The organism is Maribacter sp. 6B07, assembly GCF_002700155.1.
In the GTDB taxonomy this organism is placed as follows: Bacteria; Bacteroidota; Bacteroidia; order Flavobacteriales; family Flavobacteriaceae; genus Maribacter; species Maribacter dokdonensis.
In genome coordinates this window covers 586,228-605,241 of sequence record NZ_PDUT01000001.1, presented here as the reverse complement: position 1 = coordinate 605,241, position 19,014 = coordinate 586,228, and the positions used below count along the sequence as shown (strand labels likewise).

The 19,014-nt window shown below is 36.6% G+C and carries 19 protein-coding genes; 14 read left to right on the top strand and 5 right to left on the bottom strand.

The window, feature by feature from the left end:
* Positions 1-23 precede the first annotated feature (23 nt).
* Complete coding sequence (locus tag CSC80_RS02525) at positions 24-737, bottom strand: methyltransferase domain-containing protein (RefSeq protein ID WP_099189595.1); 714 nt, start codon at positions 735-737, stop codon at positions 24-26.
* 75 nt (positions 738-812) lie between these two features.
* On the opposite strand from CSC80_RS02525, the gene CSC80_RS02520 reads away from it, so the two are divergent.
* From CSC80_RS02520 to CSC80_RS02505, 4 genes are all read left to right on the top strand, one after another.
* A complete protein-coding gene (locus CSC80_RS02520) occupies positions 813-1,304 on the top strand; it encodes a YkgJ family cysteine cluster protein (protein ID WP_099189594.1) in 492 nt (163 codons plus the stop codon).
* Between the two features lie 25 nt (positions 1,305-1,329).
* On the top strand, positions 1,330-2,052 hold the full coding sequence (locus tag CSC80_RS02515) for a tRNA-uridine aminocarboxypropyltransferase (RefSeq protein WP_257786204.1): 723 nt from the start codon (positions 1,330-1,332) through the stop codon (positions 2,050-2,052).
* A 52-nt stretch (positions 2,053-2,104) separates the two neighbouring features.
* Positions 2,105-2,605: a hypothetical protein gene (locus tag CSC80_RS02510; RefSeq protein ID WP_099189592.1), complete on the top strand. Its 501-nt coding sequence runs from the start codon at positions 2,105-2,107 to the stop codon at positions 2,603-2,605.
* Between the two features lie 200 nt (positions 2,606-2,805).
* Positions 2,806-3,678 carry a sterol desaturase family protein gene (locus CSC80_RS02505; RefSeq protein WP_099189589.1) on the top strand — a complete coding sequence of 291 codons (873 nt, stop codon included), beginning with the start codon at positions 2,806-2,808 and terminating at the stop codon, positions 3,676-3,678.
* Here the strand turns inward: CSC80_RS02505 and CSC80_RS02500 are convergent.
* On the bottom strand, positions 3,667-4,902 hold the full coding sequence (locus tag CSC80_RS02500) for a DUF1343 domain-containing protein (protein ID WP_099191388.1): 1,236 nt from the start codon (positions 4,900-4,902) through the stop codon (positions 3,667-3,669). The genes CSC80_RS02505 and CSC80_RS02500 overlap by 12 nt on opposite strands.
* Positions 4,903-4,905: 3 nt before the next feature.
* Between CSC80_RS02500 and CSC80_RS02495 the strand changes: the two genes are divergently transcribed.
* From CSC80_RS02495 to CSC80_RS02465, 7 genes are all read left to right on the top strand, one after another.
* Entirely contained in the window at positions 4,906-6,147 is a 1,242-nt protein-coding gene (locus CSC80_RS02495; RefSeq protein ID WP_099189587.1) for an FtsX-like permease family protein, read from the top strand.
* Positions 6,148-6,223: 76 nt separating this feature from the next.
* Positions 6,224-7,519 (top strand): M20/M25/M40 family metallo-hydrolase, encoded by a 1,296-nt coding sequence (locus CSC80_RS02490; RefSeq protein WP_099189585.1) that lies wholly within the window; start codon positions 6,224-6,226, stop codon positions 7,517-7,519.
* Positions 7,512-8,297 (top strand): aldose 1-epimerase, encoded by a 786-nt coding sequence (locus CSC80_RS02485; protein ID WP_099189583.1) that lies wholly within the window; start codon positions 7,512-7,514, stop codon positions 8,295-8,297. Before CSC80_RS02490 ends, CSC80_RS02485 begins: the two co-directional genes overlap by 8 nt.
* A 27-nt stretch (positions 8,298-8,324) precedes the next feature.
* On the top strand, positions 8,325-9,098 hold the full coding sequence (locus CSC80_RS02480) for an SOS response-associated peptidase (RefSeq protein WP_099189580.1): 774 nt from the start codon (positions 8,325-8,327) through the stop codon (positions 9,096-9,098).
* Between the two features lie 3 nt (positions 9,099-9,101).
* Positions 9,102-9,446 (top strand): TfoX/Sxy family protein, encoded by a 345-nt coding sequence (locus tag CSC80_RS02475; RefSeq protein ID WP_099189578.1) that lies wholly within the window; start codon positions 9,102-9,104, stop codon positions 9,444-9,446.
* Between the two features lie 52 nt (positions 9,447-9,498).
* Positions 9,499-11,247, top strand: coding sequence for a sulfate permease (gene sulP / locus CSC80_RS02470; RefSeq protein ID WP_099189576.1), 1,749 nt, complete (start codon positions 9,499-9,501; stop codon positions 11,245-11,247).
* Positions 11,248-11,301: 54 nt separating this feature from the next.
* The gene (locus CSC80_RS02465; RefSeq protein ID WP_099189574.1) at positions 11,302-12,708 is read left to right on the top strand and encodes a rhodanese-like domain-containing protein; all 1,407 of its coding nucleotides are present in this window, start codon (positions 11,302-11,304) and stop codon (positions 12,706-12,708) included.
* On the opposite strand, the gene CSC80_RS02460 is transcribed toward CSC80_RS02465, so the two are convergent.
* The 3 genes from CSC80_RS02460 to CSC80_RS19400 all read right to left on the bottom strand — a co-directional run bounded on the left by CSC80_RS02460 (position 12,703) and on the right by CSC80_RS19400 (position 14,966).
* Positions 12,703-14,067, bottom strand: coding sequence for an exonuclease domain-containing protein (locus CSC80_RS02460; RefSeq protein ID WP_099189571.1), 1,365 nt, complete (start codon positions 14,065-14,067; stop codon positions 12,703-12,705). The genes CSC80_RS02465 and CSC80_RS02460 overlap by 6 nt on opposite strands.
* Before the next feature lie 227 nt (positions 14,068-14,294).
* Positions 14,295-14,501 carry a hypothetical protein gene (locus CSC80_RS02455; RefSeq protein ID WP_099189568.1) on the bottom strand — a complete coding sequence of 69 codons (207 nt, stop codon included), beginning with the start codon at positions 14,499-14,501 and terminating at the stop codon, positions 14,295-14,297.
* A gap of 288 nt (positions 14,502-14,789) precedes the next feature.
* Entirely contained in the window at positions 14,790-14,966 is a 177-nt protein-coding gene (locus CSC80_RS19400; RefSeq protein ID WP_180268574.1) for a hypothetical protein, read from the bottom strand.
* Between the two features lie 621 nt (positions 14,967-15,587).
* Between CSC80_RS19400 and CSC80_RS02450 the strand changes: the two genes are divergently transcribed.
* The 3 genes from CSC80_RS02450 to eutC are packed head-to-tail and all read left to right on the top strand — an operon-like array spanning position 15,588 to position 19,013.
* On the top strand, positions 15,588-16,904 hold the full coding sequence (locus CSC80_RS02450) for an amino acid permease (RefSeq protein WP_099189566.1): 1,317 nt from the start codon (positions 15,588-15,590) through the stop codon (positions 16,902-16,904).
* A 1-nt stretch (position 16,905) separates the two neighbouring features.
* On the top strand, positions 16,906-18,276 hold the full coding sequence (locus CSC80_RS02445; protein ID WP_058103769.1) for an ethanolamine ammonia-lyase subunit EutB: 1,371 nt from the start codon (positions 16,906-16,908) through the stop codon (positions 18,274-18,276).
* A complete protein-coding gene (eutC, locus tag CSC80_RS02440; RefSeq protein ID WP_099189564.1) occupies positions 18,273-19,013 on the top strand; it encodes an ethanolamine ammonia-lyase subunit EutC in 741 nt (246 codons plus the stop codon). Before CSC80_RS02445 ends, eutC begins: the two co-directional genes overlap by 4 nt.
* Position 19,014: the final 1 nt, after the last annotated feature.

Below are 19,014 nucleotides of genomic sequence, written 5' to 3'. Positions count from 1 at the left end.
ATAACGAAAAAAAAGTTGACCTATTACTTCATATGGGTCAATCTTGCTAAATAGTCGTAATGTTCGCCTTCCATTACAAGATTACATGTTAAATTGCTATAATTTGCAGCCCTTTGTAGCGTGTTGTAATCAACATAGAGCCAAGGGAAAGTAGTGCTTTTTTCGTTTTTATATTCCATACTAAAGTTCACTTCACCGTAGTAATTAACATTATCGGGTATCCAATAACCACCATCTTCGTCATTTTCGAACATGTAGATAATATCGCTGGAGTCTAAAAGAATTTGTCCGTTCTCATTAAGTAGTGACTTTAGCTTACTGAAAAAGGGTTCTAAGCCGTTTAAAGTACCTGCCAAACCAACGCCATTCATCAAAATGAGAATAGTATCGTACTTATCTCCTTCGTATTTTAAAAGTTCTGAATGTGCGGTGCTTTTAAGTCCACGTTGCTTGCTTACGGAAATTGCGCCTTCCGATGCATCTAAACCAGTGACCAATAGACCTTTTTCCTGTAAATATAGACCGTGGCTACCTGCGCCACAACCAACGTCCAGAACCTTGCCCTTACTTAATTTCAGAGCTTTTTGTTCAATCTTAGGCATTTCCCTAAAATTTCTGAACATATAGGGTAATGGTAATACATCTTCTTCTTCAAGCGAAGAATAGGTGATGATATCTTCTGAATAATTACCTTGTTGATAATCTAAGAGTGCTGTTCCTAAAATGTCCTTGTCCAAAATTCTAGTATTTCTATCTGCAAAAGTCTCGCTTTTTGGTACTACTTTCCTAGTTTTGAAGAATTAATTTGATACATGGAAGAGGTTTTACGTCAATTGCCCAAAAAGGCAAGGGAAAAACATAATGAAAATAAAAAGTTCTTTGCCAAACTAAGGAAAAAACCGCCAAAAGATTTGGACTATACCATGCAAGAACTGCATGAGGCGGAATTTGAACATACCGATTGCCTAACCTGTGCCAATTGCTGTAAAACTACAGGGCCGTTGTTTACCAACGCAGATGTGGAACGTATTTCAAAATCTTTCCGAATGAAACCACAGAAGTTCATTGAAAGCTATTTGCGTATAGATGAGGAGAACGATTATGTGTTACAGCAAGTACCATGTACTTTTTTGGGAGCGGATAATTATTGTTCTATCTATGATGTACGCCCAAAAGCATGTCGAGAATTTCCGCATACGGATAGAAAGAAGTTTCAGCAAATTAGTAATCTTACCTTAAAAAATGTGGCTATTTGTCCTGCTGCTTATAATATTGTAGAGGAGATGAAGAAGTTGATTAGGTAAGTAGAATATTGAAAATAAATTAAGATTGCTAGTTGATATAAATAATCCAAGAGTAAAATGTTACCAATGCATGAGACCTTCAAGTACCTGTATTTGTGAACATATTAGAGCCGTAAAAACTAAAACACGTTTCATTATTTTAATGCACCCTAAGGAGTATAAAAAGGAAAGGAACGGTACAGGCTACATGACGAATCTTCAACTTGAAAATTCTGAAATAATAGTGGGCGTAGATTTTAGTGATAATACTCGTGTAAATGAATTATTGGACAGTAATGAAAATTCATTTTTACTTTACCCGGGTAAAAACAGTTTTAACCTATCTCAAAAAAGTAGTGCTGAAATGCATAATTTTATAGGTAAAGGTGCAAACATCTACATTCTTGATGGTACCTGGCCCTGTGCTAGAAAGATGCTTAAATTGAGTAAGAACTTGCAAAAGTTAAATAGGGTTAGTTTTGATAATAGCATAGCATCAAAATTCATCATCAAACAACAACCAGAAGCACTTTGTCTTAGCACCATAGAATCGGTCTATACCGTTTTAAACTTGTTGAATAAAGGAACGATTGAACAATGTGATACGGCGGACTTCCTAGTCCCGTTTGAAAAAATGATTGAACATCAACTTGATTATATGCTAAACCCAAATAGTAAAAATTATCGCTATGGTGCTAGTTTAGAGATTGCTCCCAAAATCAGGTATAAGACAAATACCGAAAGAAATGTTGTTTTTGAATTAGATTAGCTAATAGCTTTATCATTTACCTCAGATATACTATTCAACCAAAACTTTATTGATGAAACGTACCCTTTATTTTTCTTTATTGATGATTTCCTTATTGGTAACCTATACTTCCGTTGCACAAGAAGATTTTAGAAATACTGAGCTTGTAAATACTGTTTTTAATGCCCTGAAATCTCAGAGTGAAAAAGAATTTTTAAAAATCTTACCTACTAAAAGCGAAGTGGAATATTTGATTCCAATTGTTAAAAATGCTCAGCCCAATGAAAATATTCCTTCAGTAGATACCATAATTTCAAACTTTGAGATTAAAGCTATCGAGAATTTTAAAAACATTAGTAAAAGAGGAAACTCTTTCGGGGTATTGTGGAAAGATATAATTTTAGAAAAAGTAAGTTATAAAAGTAACCCTGACCATAACGTACCTGTTGAAAGAGGAAGTATTACTATGGAATGTTCAAGTAACGATAAGAAGTTTCTGATCGTTTTAAAAAAGTCATATAAAATACAAGGTACTTGGCGGGTAATGGACCCAATAAAGTTTACCCTGTTGTAAAATTTTAATTTTTTAATGTCATTAATTCAAGGATGACATGGTATACGTATCCTGTATTTGTAGCGGGTTAAATTAATAAAACTTTATTATATTACGTAATTAATTACAAAATCATTAGAATTTGAATATTTTACTGATGATACTATAATTGAGTTGCAGGTTGATTTCTGCAGTTTATAATTTAACTACTTACTTATTTAATGGAACAATTAATAACCTATTTTGAATCGATACCTGCTGCACACCGCTCTTTAATTTTGGTGGGTGGTATTACCTTTTTCTGGATACTGGAAGGTATTGTCCCCTTATTCAATGGTGCTTATAATAAGTGGAAGCATTCCGTACCCAATTTCTTTTTTACCTTGACCACCATAATCGTAAACTTTCCGTTGGCATTCTTTCTTTTGAAAACGTCTGACTGGGCGGTTGCCAATGATTTCGGAATTATTAATTGGTTGCCAGAAATGCCACTATGGGCTTATGTGTTTTTAGGTGTTGCCTTGCTTGACCTTATAGGGGCATATTTGGCCCACTTGGTAGAGCACCGTGTAAAACCGTTGTGGATGTTTCATTTGGTGCATCATACAGATCATAATGTGGATACTACTACAGCAAATAGACATCACCCTTTAGAAAGTTTGATCAGGTATATGTTTACCCTTGTTGGGGTTTTTATCGTTGGTGCGCCTATAGGCATTATAATGTTGTACCAAAGTTTATCTGTAGTATTGTCGCAATTTAACCATGCGAACATAAAATTGCCAAAAAGTGTGGACAAAGCAATTAGCTGGGTGTTGATTTCGCCAGATATGCATAAAGTACATCACCACTACGTGTTACCATATACAGATTCTAATTACGGTAATATTTTTTCTTGGTGGGATCGTTTGTTCGGTACGTACATGCATTTAGATCGAGAGAAAATTATCTACGGCGTTGACACTTTTCCTGATGAGGTTGCCAATGGTAAAATTGGACCATTGCTAAAGTATCCTTTTGTTGGGTATAGAAAACCTACCACAGATGGTAGTAACCTAGCAGACGTTGTAAATGAACAGCCTTTAGTAAAGTAGATACTTTGCCCTTATTTTTTTAAACTTTTCAATGTCTTCTTGCCAAGTCCCTTTAATTTCGGCATTGGTAGCACCGGCTTCAATTTGTTTTTGAAGTCTATTGTTGCCTGCGTGTTTGGTAAATCCGCTCGTTAAAAAGAATTTACTTTTGTCCAAGGTATTGATATAGGCGTCAATAATAAAATCCATCGTTACTTGGTTCATTCGTTCGGTTTCCGATAAATCTTTGCCGTAACAAAGTTTTCCCTCTTCCTTTGGGTATTTAGAACCAAAATTAGGTTCAGGGGTATAGGTGAAATCATACACTTTTGAATCTAAAAATGACGCTCCATAACGTTGAAACTGAAACTCCGTTCCACGCCCGGCATTGATATTGGTACCTTCAAACATTCCTAAACTCGGGTATAGGGTAATTGAAGTGTCGTTAGGCAAGTTTGGCGAAGGTCTAATAGGTAAACTGTAGAACATGTCATGCGCCCAGTTTTCTAGAGGAATTACTGTTAGATTTACTTTTTTATTTCCTTCAAGCCACATTTCTTCATTGATCATATTTGCATATTCACCAATGGTCATACCATACACTAAAGGTATTTGGGTCATGCCAAGAAAAGAAGTGTGTTCTGCTTCCATCGTTGGGCCATCTACATAATGTGCGTTCGGGTTTGGTCTATCCAATACCAAAACGGGAATACCTTTTTCTGCACAAGCCTCCATCACTAATTGCATGGTAGAAATATAAGTGTAAAAACGAACGCCCACATCTTGTATATCGAACAACACTAAGTCTAATCCCTCTAATTGATCCTGGTTTGGTTTTCTATTTTTTCCATGTAAGGATATCAATTCTAGACCTGTCTTTATGTCTTTACTATTGTTCACGTGTTCGCCTGCATCAAAATTCCCCCTAAATCCGTGTTCTGGGGCAAAAACGTGTTTGATGTCCACACCTAAAGATAGTAGGCTATCAACCAAATGGGTGTGACCTTCAGGTTTAAAAATGACACTTGTCTGGTTGGCGACAACGGCTATTTTTTTTCCTTTTAAAATTGGTAGATAGGCTTCCGTACGGTTAGCGGCTACAACTATTTCTTTTTTCTCTTGTACTATTTGTGGCTCGGTTTGGCTTTGCGTGCGCTCGGCTACATTTTCGGAATCGTTTCCGCAAGTAGCCAATACCAAAAACCATAATAAAACTGTACTTTTGAAATTGGATAAAAATAACATCATTTGAATCTAGAATATTTTATCGCCAAACGGCTTATAAAGGGTAAGGAGCATAAAATTAGTATATCCGCACCAATAATAAAAATAGCTATTGCCGCAATTGCTATTGGGGTGGTTATGATGTTGATCGCTATTGCTACGGGGTTGGGTTTAAAAGAAAAAATCCGTGAAAAAGTGACCGCTTTTAACGGTCACGTACAAATCTACAATTACGATAATAATAATTCTGAAGTATCTGTGGTGCCTGTGAGTACGGAACAAGAGTTCTATCCGGATTTTAAAATGGTAGATGGGGTGCAGCACATTCAGGCGGTGGCCACCAAGGCGGGTATTATAAGAACGGAAGATACTTTTGAAGGTATAATTGCCAAAGGTGTAGGTAAGGATTATAATTGGAAACCGTTTGAAGAGTTTCTTATTGACGGGGTATTGCCAGATTATTCCGGGGAGTTGAATTCAGATGTGCTGATTTCCAGGATAATGGCAAACCGACTCAATTTTAAAGTGGGCGACTCGTTCTTTACTTTTTTTTTACGGGATGATGCAGCGGATAAAATACCCAATCAGCGGAAGTTCACCATTACCGGTATTTTTGATAGCGGATTTGAAGAGATTGACGGACTCTATATTTTCACCGACATAAGGCATATTCAACGCATGAATAAGTGGGAAGATACCGAAGTTGGTAATTTTGAGATATTCTTGAACAGTTTTGATGATATTGATCAAAAAGCAAATGAGATTTACGGAGAAACGGTTGCTAGTTTAGATACCAAGACCATAAAAGATAAGTACTATAAAATTTTTGAATGGATCGGACTTTTTGATTTTAATATTGCCCTGATCATAGGCATTATGATTATAGTTGGCGGTATTAATATGATTACTGCATTGTTGGTGCTTATTTTAGAACGAACGCCCATGATCGGTATATTAAAGGCATTAGGTACCACAAATTGGAGTATTAGAAAGGTCTTTTTATATAATGCGGCTTATTTGATTGCGGTAGGTTTGTTTTGGGGCAACCTTATAGGTTTGGGTATTATCTTTATTCAGGATCAGTTTAGGGTATTTAAATTTCCAAATCCAAAGGAGTATTATATTGAGTACATACCTGTAAGTATAGATCTGTGGACTATTCTTCTTTTAAATGCGGGTGTTTTGTTATTATGTTTATTGATGTTACTGATTCCATCATATATAATAACCAGAATTACACCGGTAAAAGCGATCCGATTTGAGTAGTATATTATAATAAGCTTGTTCCATATTTAGTTTAGGTTAAATCCCTTTTTGGTAAATTTGATGTAAAACAGACCACATGCATCAAAAGTTACTTTTTACACTATTTACATTGTTGTTAGTGACCACTAGCAATGCGCAAAAGCTTTCTAAGAACGAAAAGAAGGTTGTAAAAACCATCGAAAAAAATAATGCCCAGGCAATTTCATTCTTGGAGAAAGTTGTCAATATCAATAGCGGAACTTTAAACCTTAAAGGGGTAGAAATGGTAGGAAAAGAGTTTGCTACTGCTTTTACTGAAATTGGTTTTGAAAGTACGTGGATTCCCATGCCCGAAGAAATAAATAGAGCGGGACATTTATTTGCGGAGATTAAAGGGACCGAAGGAAAGAAATTATTATTAATAGGTCATTTAGATACGGTTTTTGAAGAAGATAGTCCGTTTCAAACATTTAAAATGGTGAACGATTCTATTGCCCATGCGCCGGGAGGTAATGATATGAAAGGTGGCAATGTCATCGTGCTCTATGCATTAAAAGCATTACGGGAAAACGGATTGCTGGATGATGCCCAGATTATAGTCGCTTTTACCGGAGATGAAGAAAGTACAGGTAGCCCATTGGAAAAAAGTAGGCATGATTTAATTGAGGCAGCAAAAAGAAGTGATATTGGTCTGGGTTTTGAAACTTCTACAGGGTTCAATTATGCTACCGTTGCCCGTAGAGGATCATCTGGCTGGAAAGTTGAAGTGGAAGGTAAAAGAGCGCATTCATCAGGTATTTTTAGTGAAGACACGGGTGCAGGTGCCATTTTTGAAATGTCAAGAATATTGAACGGTTTTTATACCGATGTTAAGGGAGAAGATTTATTGACCTTTAATCCTGGAACTTTAGTGGGAGGAACGTTTGTTGAATTTGATGAAATGACCAGTAAGGGTAGTGTGTTCGGTAAGACCAATGTAGTAGCGCAAAAAGCAGAGGTGCGTGGCGGATTGCGTTTTATATCCGAAGAACAAAAGGAACGTGCCCGTGACAATATGAGAGCGGTTGTTGCCAACAATTTACCACATACATCGGCAAAGGTGACTTTCAAAGATAGTTATCCGGCAATGCAACCTACAGAAGGAAATAAGGCTTTGTTGGCAAAGCTAAATCAAGTAAGCCTTGATTTGAAACAAGGTGAGGTAATTGCATATGATCCCGGTAAAAGAGGAGCAGCAGATACTTCTTTTGTAGCGGAATATGTAGATTGTTTGGACGGATTGGGTACTATGGGAAATGCTGCCCATACTCCTGAGGAAACCGTGAACTTGAATACGATAGAAGCATTAACAAAAAGAACGGCATTATTAATTTATAGATTGATAAATGAGTAATATAACAACATTAAAAATAGGAGAACATCAGGTTAAAATTGAAGCTGGAGAATTGGTAGGCTACCAAGTTTCTGGTCATGAGTTTATGCATCAAAAAGGTAACCCTGGTTGGCGAAGTGTAGACACTGAAATGTTTCCGTTGATCGGTCCTACCAATGAAGCGGATTTTAAGGTAAATACTTCAAAAGGATTTGCTACCCAAGATCAACATGGACTATTGCGTGAAATGGAATATGTACTTACGGCTAGCACCGATAATAAAGCCGTATTTTCTAAAAAATATAGCGCGAATACGGAAATTTTAAACTCTAAATATCCAGCAAAATCAACTGCCGAAAAATTGAGTTGGCCTTATGATTTTGAGTTCGTAAAAACACTTGAATTGGTGAACAATACTTTAGAAGTTACGTTTTCTATTTCAGGAGAAGAAGGTATGCCTTTTATGTTGGGTTATCACCCGGCATTTATGCTACATTCAGAAAATGCCGTAATCTCAACGGGCAATCAAGACATTACTATTCCAGAAGTAATGGCGGTGGGTAGTAGGGCACTACAAGTGCCTAAAACGGATACCATTACCTTAAAAGATGAGAAATCCATTCAAATAACATCTGAAGGATTTAGCCATTTTATGCTTTGGACAGAGGTGCCAAATATGGTTTGCATAGAGCCGATTACCTTTTATCCATATGCTGTGGCACAACAGAATTTAGCGGAAGGATTTATGGTGCTAAAAGATGAGCCTGCCATTTTTAAGGTAAGTTTAAAACCATTGTAGTCAAAAATTACCGTTAAGAACAGACGTATGTGTTATGATGTGAAAACCAGTTTGGAAGCGCAGCTAAAAAGAGCGAAACGTAATCAAGATTTAAAGGCAATTGAAGAAATTGTTGAAAAATTAGGGCCGTTGACCGATCTACCGCTTCATCATGCACCCGGGTTTTCGCATCCAGAAGTGTTGATCTACACTAATCAGGATCGTTTTTATCCCATAGTAGCTACTTGGGGTTTAATTCCGCATTGGGTAAATAATGTGGATCAACAAAAGAAAATTTGGAACAGTACATTAAACGCTCGGGTAGAAACCATTTTTGAAAAACCCGCCTTTAGGGATGCAGCCAATGAGAAACGTTGTATACTTTATGTGGACGGATTTTATGAGCATCATCATTTTAAAAATAACACCTATCCATTTTTCATCCACCGAAAAAGTAATGAACCAATAGCTTTGGCTGCATTATGGTCTGAATGGATACACCCTGAACATGGTGGTACTATCCATTCTTTTTCAATTGTAACCACTGTTGGTAATGGCATGATGGCTAAAATTCATAATAACCCAAAATTAAAAGAACCCCGCATGCCATTAATACTATCCGATGATTTGGAAGAGCAATGGCTTTCCTTACATTCGGATTTTGAAAAGGAGTTGAAAGAATTATTGAACAGAAATGACAAGGTGGAATTAGAGGCACATACCGTTGGTAAGCTTCGAGGTAAAAATTATGCAGGCAATACCGCTTCAATTACCGATGAGGTAAAATACATGGAACTTGAAACTAACGGATTGGACTTTTAGAAAATGGCATACAGTGAATATTTGGCAGATAGGGTAAGACCAAGATTAAAGGGCAAAGGGTTTGTAGAGGAGAAGAAAATGATGGGCGTGCTCGTTTTTATGGTTAATGGGAAAATGTGTATTGGTATTATGTTCGATAAAAAAACCGAAGAAGACAAGCTAATGGTAAGAGTAGGGAAACTCAATTATGAAGAACTGCTAAATAAACCAGGTAGTAGCCCAATGGATTTTACGGGTAAGCCTTCACGTGGTTTTTTGTTTGTTGGTTCTGATGGGTTCGATAATGAAAATGACCTGGATTTTTGGGTGGCGAAAGCTTTGGAGTTTAATACACTTTTAAATACATGATCTTGGCTGTCAAATAGGCTTTCATGCCCTATGAAATGATTAAATTTACGGCGTGAAAAACATTTTTCCTTTTCTGGATTGGATTTCATCCTATAAAAAAACCGACTTTGTAAAAGATTTGTTGGCGGGTATTACCGTAGGAATTGTATTGGTGCCACAAGGTATGGCATATGCAATGATAGCAGGTTTGCCACCCGTACATGGTCTTTATGCCTCTTTATTTCCTGTCCTTGTTTATGCACTTTTAGGCACTTCAAGAAAAATAGCGGTTGGTCCTGTGGCCATGGATTCGCTTTTGGTGGCTGTAGGTTTGGGTACCTTGGCTATAACCGGGGTAGAAAACTATATAAAAATGGTGGTGGTACTTGCCTTAATGGTAGGTGTTATTCAGTTTTTATTGGGGGTTTTGCGAATGGGCTTCTTGGTCAATTTTCTTTCAAAACCGGTAATTAGTGGTTTTACATCTGCCGCGGCTATTATAATTGTTTTTAGCCAAATGAAACATTTGTTGGGTATTTCCGTAGTAGGAAGTAACAGAATCTACAAGACCGTAATCAATATTTTTTATAAGCTAGGAGAAATAAATTATGTGGATTTCTCAATCGGTCTGGTTGGTATAGCCTTATTGCTGGGATTTAAAAAGTGGGCAAAGAACATTCCCGGTATATTAATTATCGTAGTGTTGGGGATTGTGGCGGTTTACTTTTTTCAGCTAGAAACTTACGGAATTAAATTGGTAGGTAACGTACCTAGTGGATTGCCATCTTTTATAATGCCTACATTGAATATTGAAGATGTAAAGCAACTTGCGCCAATTGCTATAGCATTGGCATTGGTGGGCTATTTAGAAGCTATTTCTATAGGTAAGGCCATTGAAGATAAAACAGGGGAAGATACCATAAAGGCAAATCAAGAATTAATTGCTTTAGGGTCATCAAATATTGTGGGTTCTTTTTTTCAAGGGTATCCAGTGACAGCAAGTTTTTCTAGATCGGCAATTAGTTTTGATGCTGGTACTAAAACCAATTTAAGTGCTGTCTTCAGTGTTATTTTGGTGGTGTTGACCTTACTTTTTTTAACACCTTTGTTTAAGTTTTTACCCAATGCTATTCTGGCTAGTATCATTATGGTATCCGTAGTAAAACTTATAGATATTAAGTACTTTAAATATTTATGGTCAAACAGAAAAGATGAATTTTTTGTGATGCTGGTAACTTTTTTAATCACTTTGTTCATCGGTATTACACAAGGTATATTAATAGGTGTTCTATGCTCTTTATTGCTAATGGTCTATAGGACTTCTAAACCCCATTTTGTAGAGATTGGTAATATTGGCAATTCCGACTATTATAAGAATGTCATTCGTTTTGCAGATGAGGTGGTGGTGCGTAACGATCTTTTGATCGTTAGGTTCGATTCTCAGTTGTATTTTGGTAATTCAGCTTATTTTAAAAAACAATTGCTTAAGCATATAAAGGCAAAAGGTCCGGCACTTAAAGGAATTATTTTGAATGCAGAATCCATAAATTACATTGACGCAACCGCTGCGGATATGTTGACTAAATTAATACATGATATTAGGGAACGTGAACTGCAATTTTACATTGCAGGTGCCATTGGACCTACAAGGGATATTATTTTTAGTACAGGTATTATCAAGGAATTACAGCGAGAATTTTTGTTCGTAAAAACAAAAGAGGCTGTCGATTTCTTTGATGACCCCAATGAGATTTCATTGTTGGCCGCGAAAGTAGCCTATGAAAATAGTAGAATGGCCAAGGCCAAAAGGAATATAAATTAAAAAAATCTTGTACCTTAAAGGTGAAGTGATGGTTATAATATAAAGTAGTTTAGTATGAATATAGAACAGATATATACAGGTTGTTTGGCTCAAGGAGCATATTACATTGAGAGTGATGGGGAAGTTGCCATTATTGATCCGTTACGTGAGGTAACGCCTTATATTCAAAGGGCTGAAAATGACAATGCCAAGATCAAGTATATATTTGAAACCCATTTTCATGCAGATTTTGTCAGCGGACACGTAACGCTTTCAAAAGAAACAGGAGCTCCAATTATTTACGGCCCCACCGCTAACCCTACTTTTGACGCTATCATTGCCGAAGACGGTCAAGAATTTAAGTTGGGCAAACTTACTTTTAAAGTGCTTCATACACCGGGGCATACTATGGAAAGTACTACTTATTTGTTGCGTGATGAAAATGGTAAAGATCATGCAATTTTCTCTGGTGACACCTTGTTCTTAGGTGATGTGGGTAGACCTGATCTAGCGCAGAAATCTGCTGATATGACCCAAGAGCAATTGGCAGGTACGTTGTTTGATAGTTTGCGTACTAAAATAATGCCTTTGGCTGATGATGTTACCGTATATCCTGCACATGGTGCCGGCTCTGCATGTGGTAAGAACATGATGAAAGAAACGGTAGATACCTTGGGTAATCAGAAAAAAATGAATTACGCTCTTAGAGCGGATATGACCAAGGAAGAATTCATTAAAGAAGTAACCGATGGTCTTTTGCCTCCACCTAAATATTTTCCTTTAAACGTAAAAATGAATAAGGAGGGATATGAAGATATAGACGATGTGCTTAATCGCGGTAATGTTGAATTATCGCCGGATGCATTTGAAAAAGCAGCTAATGATACCGAGGCTTTGGTGTTAGATGTTAGACACCAAGATGAATTTGTAAAAGGTCATATACCAAGGTCCATATTTATAGGATTGAACGGTGATTTTGCTCCTTGGGTGGGCGATTTAATTGCCGATACCAAACAGCCTTTACTATTGGTGATTCCTGAAGGTAAAGAAGAAGAGGCTATTACTAGATTGTCCCGAGTAGGATTTGATGCTGCCATCGGATATTTAAAAGGCGGAATAGAAGCTTGGAAAGCGGCAGGGAAGGAAGTAGATCAAATAACTTCTATTACGGCACCTGAAGCAAAAACTTTAATAGATAAAGGTAATGCCGTTTTTGATGTGCGTAAAGATGGTGAGTATTTAAGCGAGCATTTGGCAGGTGCAGTTCATACTCCATTAAGTGAATTGAACAAACATTTGTCCAAATTTCCTGAAAAGGGAGAATTTTTGGTGCATTGTGCAGGTGGTTACCGTTCTGTTATAGCATCTTCTATTTTAAAAAGTCGTGGTATTCATAATCTGATCGATGTTAAAGGTGGCTATGGAGCATTGAAGAAAGAAGATTTGGAGAAGACGGACTATGTGTGCCCTACTACGCTATAATTGAAAAATAGTGTTGGGGTGTTTTCTTAAATAGCTTTCTACGATACGCTGGGTTTCTAGCGTATTTTTTTGTGGTGTAATGAACATTTCTAGGTCTTCCATTTGTGAAATAGCCACTTCAGTAGGTGCAAAGCCGTAACCGGCGTAGTTATTTTCCTTAATGATTACAAAGCCGTTTTCGTCCCAAGTTCTGCCTTTGGTCTTAATAACTAAGGTGGAGGAAACATCTTTAATGTTTTGTATAGCATTATGAACGCGTTCGTTATACTCATCCACCATTTCTAGATCCGAGCAAATGCCAATGCACTGCTTAATTTTGTAATGTGAACAAACCGTCACGTTTTCTTGCAGATGGCAATATTTTGGGCAAAGCTCAAAAGTACTACACAGGGTTTCTAGATATTGTCTTGCCTCCGTTGGGCTATAACAAACGGCAATAGGGTTGGGAGTCATTTTTATCTTATTGAACGCCAAGTGGTAAATACCATTGCGGTCAACGTAAGTGAAAATACCATATTGTTGAATAGACCTTTTTTGAGCACTATTGTACTTGGGGTAATAGTGTTTAATTTCGGCAGATTCCTTTAAAAGTGCAATAAGTTCATTACCTGTTTCCTCATAATCTAAAGAAGCGGTTTCAGCGCAAAGAACCAATTCTTTCGTTTTTTTATCATAAAAATGCCCAAGCACTCTTTTTTTGATGTTTTTTGCCTTACCAACATAAATAATCTTTCCCTTTTGATCTTTAAAATAATAAACACCGGGGGTCGTAGGTAATTTTAAAAATTCTTCTTTTGGTAAGCCGGGCGGTAGTGTAGCTTCTTGAGATTTGGCATTGAGAAATTGCTTGAAAACAATTTCGGCATTTTCAGTTCTCAATAATTTATGAAATAAAAGTACGGTGGCATGAGCATCACCTCTGGCACGGTGCCTGTCAGTTAATGGTATGCCTAAGGCACTGGTTAATTTTCCTAAACTATAAGAATTGTAGCCGGGCAATAATTTTCTTGATAAGCGTACGGTGCATAATTTTTTTCTAGAAAAGTCATGCCCAAGCAGTTTAAATTCATTTTTTATGACATTATAATCAAAATTAACGCTGTGCGCTACAAAAATGGTGTCTTTGGTAATATCAATAATCTGTGGAATAATATCCTCTAACAGCGGAGCATTACGTACCATATCATTATCAATACCTGTAAGTCCGGTAATAAAAGCGGGAATCTCACATTCCGGATTTACTAGTGAAGTGAATTCGTCAACTACCTCATGACCATCATATTTAAAAATAGAAATTTCGGTAATTCTATTACCCTTAATACCGTTACCGGTAGTTTCTATGTCAATTATCGTGTACAAAAAAGTGAGGAATATCTAATCATTACAAAGTTAGTTGAAAATGAGTTAGAAAGATAATATGTTTTATGGTAAAGGAAACCTAGTAGGTAGAAAACTAAATATTATTTAGTGGTATAAAAGTTAAAAAGCATTTAAGTACAGTGGCGCTTCTGACTAATATATACACTTAGATATAGATGTGAAGCCATCTAGGGAAAAATCGGAGTCTAGTAGGATGAAGGAACCTATTATTTACCCTTATTGTTTTGGGTATCTATTGAGGTTACACTAGAATTTTGGGAATTCATATTATCCTCTAAAATATTGGTTTCAACATTCTCACGTACTACGTAATCTGAAACTAGGTCGTAGTCTTTACCACAAGAAGATAAACTTAATAAGAAAACAATGGCTGCAACAGGGACGAAAAAGGCTTTAGTAAGGTGGAATTTCATGTAAATGTTGGTAAATTTTATCTCGCTAAAAAATTAACGCAATCCGAAAATATTTAAACTTTATCCATTAACGACGAAAAGTTGAATTTATTCGATGAAATGCACACTAAATGTTATTAACACTAATTGTTAATAATTTATCAGGGTATGATATAAGGTGATTTGTTAATATAATGGGTGTAGGTTGCAGCTGTTTTATCCATTAAAAATATAAAAACCAAGCCCTTCAATTTCGTTGCTTCTCTAGTTCCCCCGATTTCGATAGGCAATTTCCATGAAGGGCTTGGTTTAAAATATATTCAAGGTTTTGGCAAAATCTAATTCCTTTCGATTTCTGTATTTATAATGAAGTTTAATAATCGTTAAAAGCTCAGTTTCAGTTAATTCATAGCTATTCATTAACGATTTTATTTTTCGTTCTCCTATTCTGGCTAAAATTTGAAGTTCTTCTTTTTGTCTTTGCATTTTACTTAGGTTAAATCCGTCCTCTTGTGGGGAGAACGGATTTTTACAACTAACAACTACGCTCTATTGAATCGGATTGATTACTGGGTAAAACTATTGGAAGTTAGGTATCTGTACAATACCCAGTTACGGGTATTTTTTCATGTATAAAGTTTTGAATTTTTAAATTTCAATCAAATAGATGAATAAAATGGTAAACGAAATATGAACTAATGTAGCGGTGTAGTCGCTTTGAGTTAATAGAAAAGAGATTGGTTGTTCATTTATTGCCATCGTAGAATACTTCAATGTAAAACGAATTTAAAGTTTCCTTGATGTTTAGTTAAACTTGATCCTAATAAATGAATGCATCTTTGCAGCGAGTTTAGAATAAGTTTGAGTTAGTTGAAAAAACCGGCATATCCTCATAATGTGTCGGTTTTTTGTGTCTTGACTTTACCACAGAAACTATAAAAAATGGTAGTCTTAAATTATCGGTTTTTAATTATGGACCTATTATTTTTATTGATTTCATACTTCTATGTCAATTCTTATTTATTATATCGGTGTTGGGCTTAAGCTATCATAATTAATCTTAGCTTTAAGGTGAACGTTGATTTCCATCACCTTACTCATACTTTAATGAAGATTACTGAAAAACCTGCTGTTTCTAAGAAAATTGGAGTTTTTGCCATTTGGGCAATTGGTGTTGGGATGGTGATTTCAGGTGAATCTTTCGGCTGGAATTTAGGTTGGGCCATTACCGGACCATTATGGTTTTTTGTTCCTGTGGCAGTTGCGGCTTTAATGTACTTTGGGCTAGTGCAAAATTTAATTGAATTGGCATGTGTACATCCTAATGCGAATGGTCCGCATTCTTATGTCGAAAAAGCTTTTGGTCAGAAATGGGGTTATTTTGTAGGGTTGGCAATTTTGTTTGAATTTTTATTTGCTACTCCTGCTATTGCCAGTTCTCTCGGTGAATATTTAGGGTTTTTAATAGATGATTTAACGATGTCTCCCTGGATAGCTACACTTTTTATATTATTTTTCTCTATCATAAACCTCTTTGAAATGCATGTTGGGGTGCGTCTGTTAGTGATTTTAACCTTATTGGCCATTGCGGAATTATTTTTGTACCAAGGTTCTGTCGTTAGTTCTTTTCAAGTGGAAAATCTCATGAATTCAGGAGTGGGGTCATTAGATGTTGAGCGTTTTGTTCAAGCCATACCATATGCTATTTGGTTGTTTTTAGCCATTGAAGGGATATCGCTTATGACCAAAACGATCGATAGAAAGGGGTTTAGAAAAACAATTACCAAGGGGTATAATCTCGCTTTTTTTACCTTATTGACTTTGGCGCTTTTGGTGTTATTCCTTGCCGCTGGAGGTATAGATTGGACATTGCCAGAAAGTATGGATATACTGACTGAAAATCATCCCATGCCTGCATCTATGGCATTGATATTGGGGAAAGAGAATTTTTTAGTGCAACTATTTACATTTATTGGGCTATTTGGACTCATAGCTTCCTTACAAGGAATTGCTTTTGCGGCAACTACGCAGCTAGAGCCCTTGCTTCCAGATTTAAAAATCAAAGGGGTTTCTAAAAGAGCCGTTGCTTCTGCGTTGGTTTTTATTATTAGCCTCGTCGCTATTTGGAGTAGCCAAACCGGATTTTTAATTGAACTGTCGGTTTTTGGGGCGGTATGTATGTATTTGGCGGTAAGTGCATCTTTGTTAGTTTTAAGAAAAAGGGAAGACTTGGTATCTTCGGTATCTGAGTTCGATTGGTATCAACATTCAGATTTTAACCCTATTTTCTCAACCGTTAGCGCTATGACTGCTGTAATTATTTCGCTAATTTGTGTATTGGCTTTTGCATACCTTCAATTTACGGCGTTTGTTATTTTTATTGCTTGTAGCTTGGTGTATGTATTTTTAATCCGGAAAAAGTAGCATGGCTTATCAATTTACATTGGGAAAACAGAATTATCTTTTTGATGATTTGAAATCTGTTTTGGCAAAAGCGAGTCCGTTACGATCGGGCGATGCTTTGGCTGGTTTGGCAGCCGCTAGTAATACGGAAAGAATTGCAGCTCAGTATGTGTTGAGTGAATTGCCCCTAAAAGTTTTTTTAAATGAAGCAGTAGTTCCTTATGAATTAGATGAGGTTACTCGGTTAATAATCGATACCCATGATGTCAAAGCTTTCGATAACATTTCTCATTTTACGGTAGGTGACCTTAGGGATTGGTTGCTGGAAAATACTACATCTGGGCAAAATATTTTAGAAGTTAGCAAAGCATTGACTCCAGAAATGGTAGCTGCCGTATGTAAGCTAATGCGTAATCAAGATTTGATTGCCGTCACTTCCAAAATTCAAGTAATTACCCGTTTTAGAAACACGGTCGGCTTAAAAGGTCATGTTTCGGTGCGCTTACAGCCCAATCATCCTACGGATGATATGAAAGGGATTTTAGCAAGTACGATAGACGGATTATTGTATGGTTGTGGAGATGCGGTTATTGGTATTAATCCCGCAACCGATAGTCCTAGTGTGACCATTAATCTATTGCAAATGCTTGATGATGTTCGTTTAAAATATGAAATACCTACCCAGAGTTGTGTGTTGTGTCATGTAACTACGGCTTTACAGATTATGGATAAAGCTCCGGTCGATTTAGTATTTCAATCCATTACTGGTTCGCAAAAGGCCAACAGTTCTTTTGGTATCGATCTACAAGTTTTAAAGGAAGCTCATGATGCTACTTTGGCTTTGGCGAGAGGTACGATTGGTAATCAGTGTATGTATTTTGAAACTGGTCAAGGGTCCGCTTTATCTGCAAATGCCCATCATGGTGTTGACCAGCAAACAATGGAGGCAAGGGCTTATGCGGTAGCTAGACACTTTGATCCTTTTTTAGTGAACTCTGTGGTTGGTTTTATTGGTCCGGAATATTTGTTCGATGGAAAACAGATTATCCGTGCGGGATTGGAAGATCACTTTTGTGCCAAAGTTATGGGCTTGCCTATGGGTATGGATGTATGTTATACCAACCATGCAGATGCCGATCAAGATGATATGGATAATTTATTGACTTTATTAGGAGTAGCCGGATGTAATTTTTTTATGGGTGTACCCGGTACAGATGATATAATGCTAAACTACCAATCTACCTCTTTTCATGATGCATTGTATTTACGTAAAGTTCTTGGTAAAAAGCCAGCACCGGAGTTTGAAGCTTGGTTGTTGAAAATGGGTATCATAGATGAAGCGGGTAATAAATGTAATATAGATGACGCGAATAAATTGCTGTTGAAATTATGAGTAAGGATTTAACCATAGCCAATAAATGGCAGCAATTAAAAGAACATACTAAGGCGAGAGTAGCACTAGGCCATGTGGGTACTAGTTTGCCTTTGGGCGAAGTACTGGCATTAAAACATGCACATGCAATGGCAAAAGATGCTATTGTAACCAAGTTAGATGTAGAGGGGCTATCCCGAAAATGTAAAGCGCAGGAAATACCATATCAAACATTTAAAAGTAGAGCAAGCGACAGGCTTGAGTATTTGAAGAGACCTGATCTTGGCAGACAATTACTGTTTAATACTCATTTAACAAAGACTGAAAAAGTCGATATTGTTTTTGTCATTACTGACGGACTTTCGGCAAAAGCGGTAAATACTTATGCCTTTAAAGTTTTAAATCATCTTTTACCAAATTTGAACGAAAGCTATACTTTCGCAGTTACACTCGTGGAACATGGGAGAGTTGCAATTGGTGATGCTGTAGCGGAATTTTACCATGCAGATTTTGTAGCAGTATGTATTGGTGAAAGACCAGGTTTGTCATCACCTGAAAGTATGGGTATTTACACCACGTATCATCCAAAAATAGGCTTTACCGATGAGCGTAGAAATTGTATATCAAATATTCATGCCAACGGACTAAGTGGTAAACAAGGTGCTCAACTTTTGCAGTATTTAATTGAAAAATCATTCGCCTTAAAAATAAGCGGAGTAACATTAAAGCTTGAAGTTGGTGAAATATTAAAAATCTAGT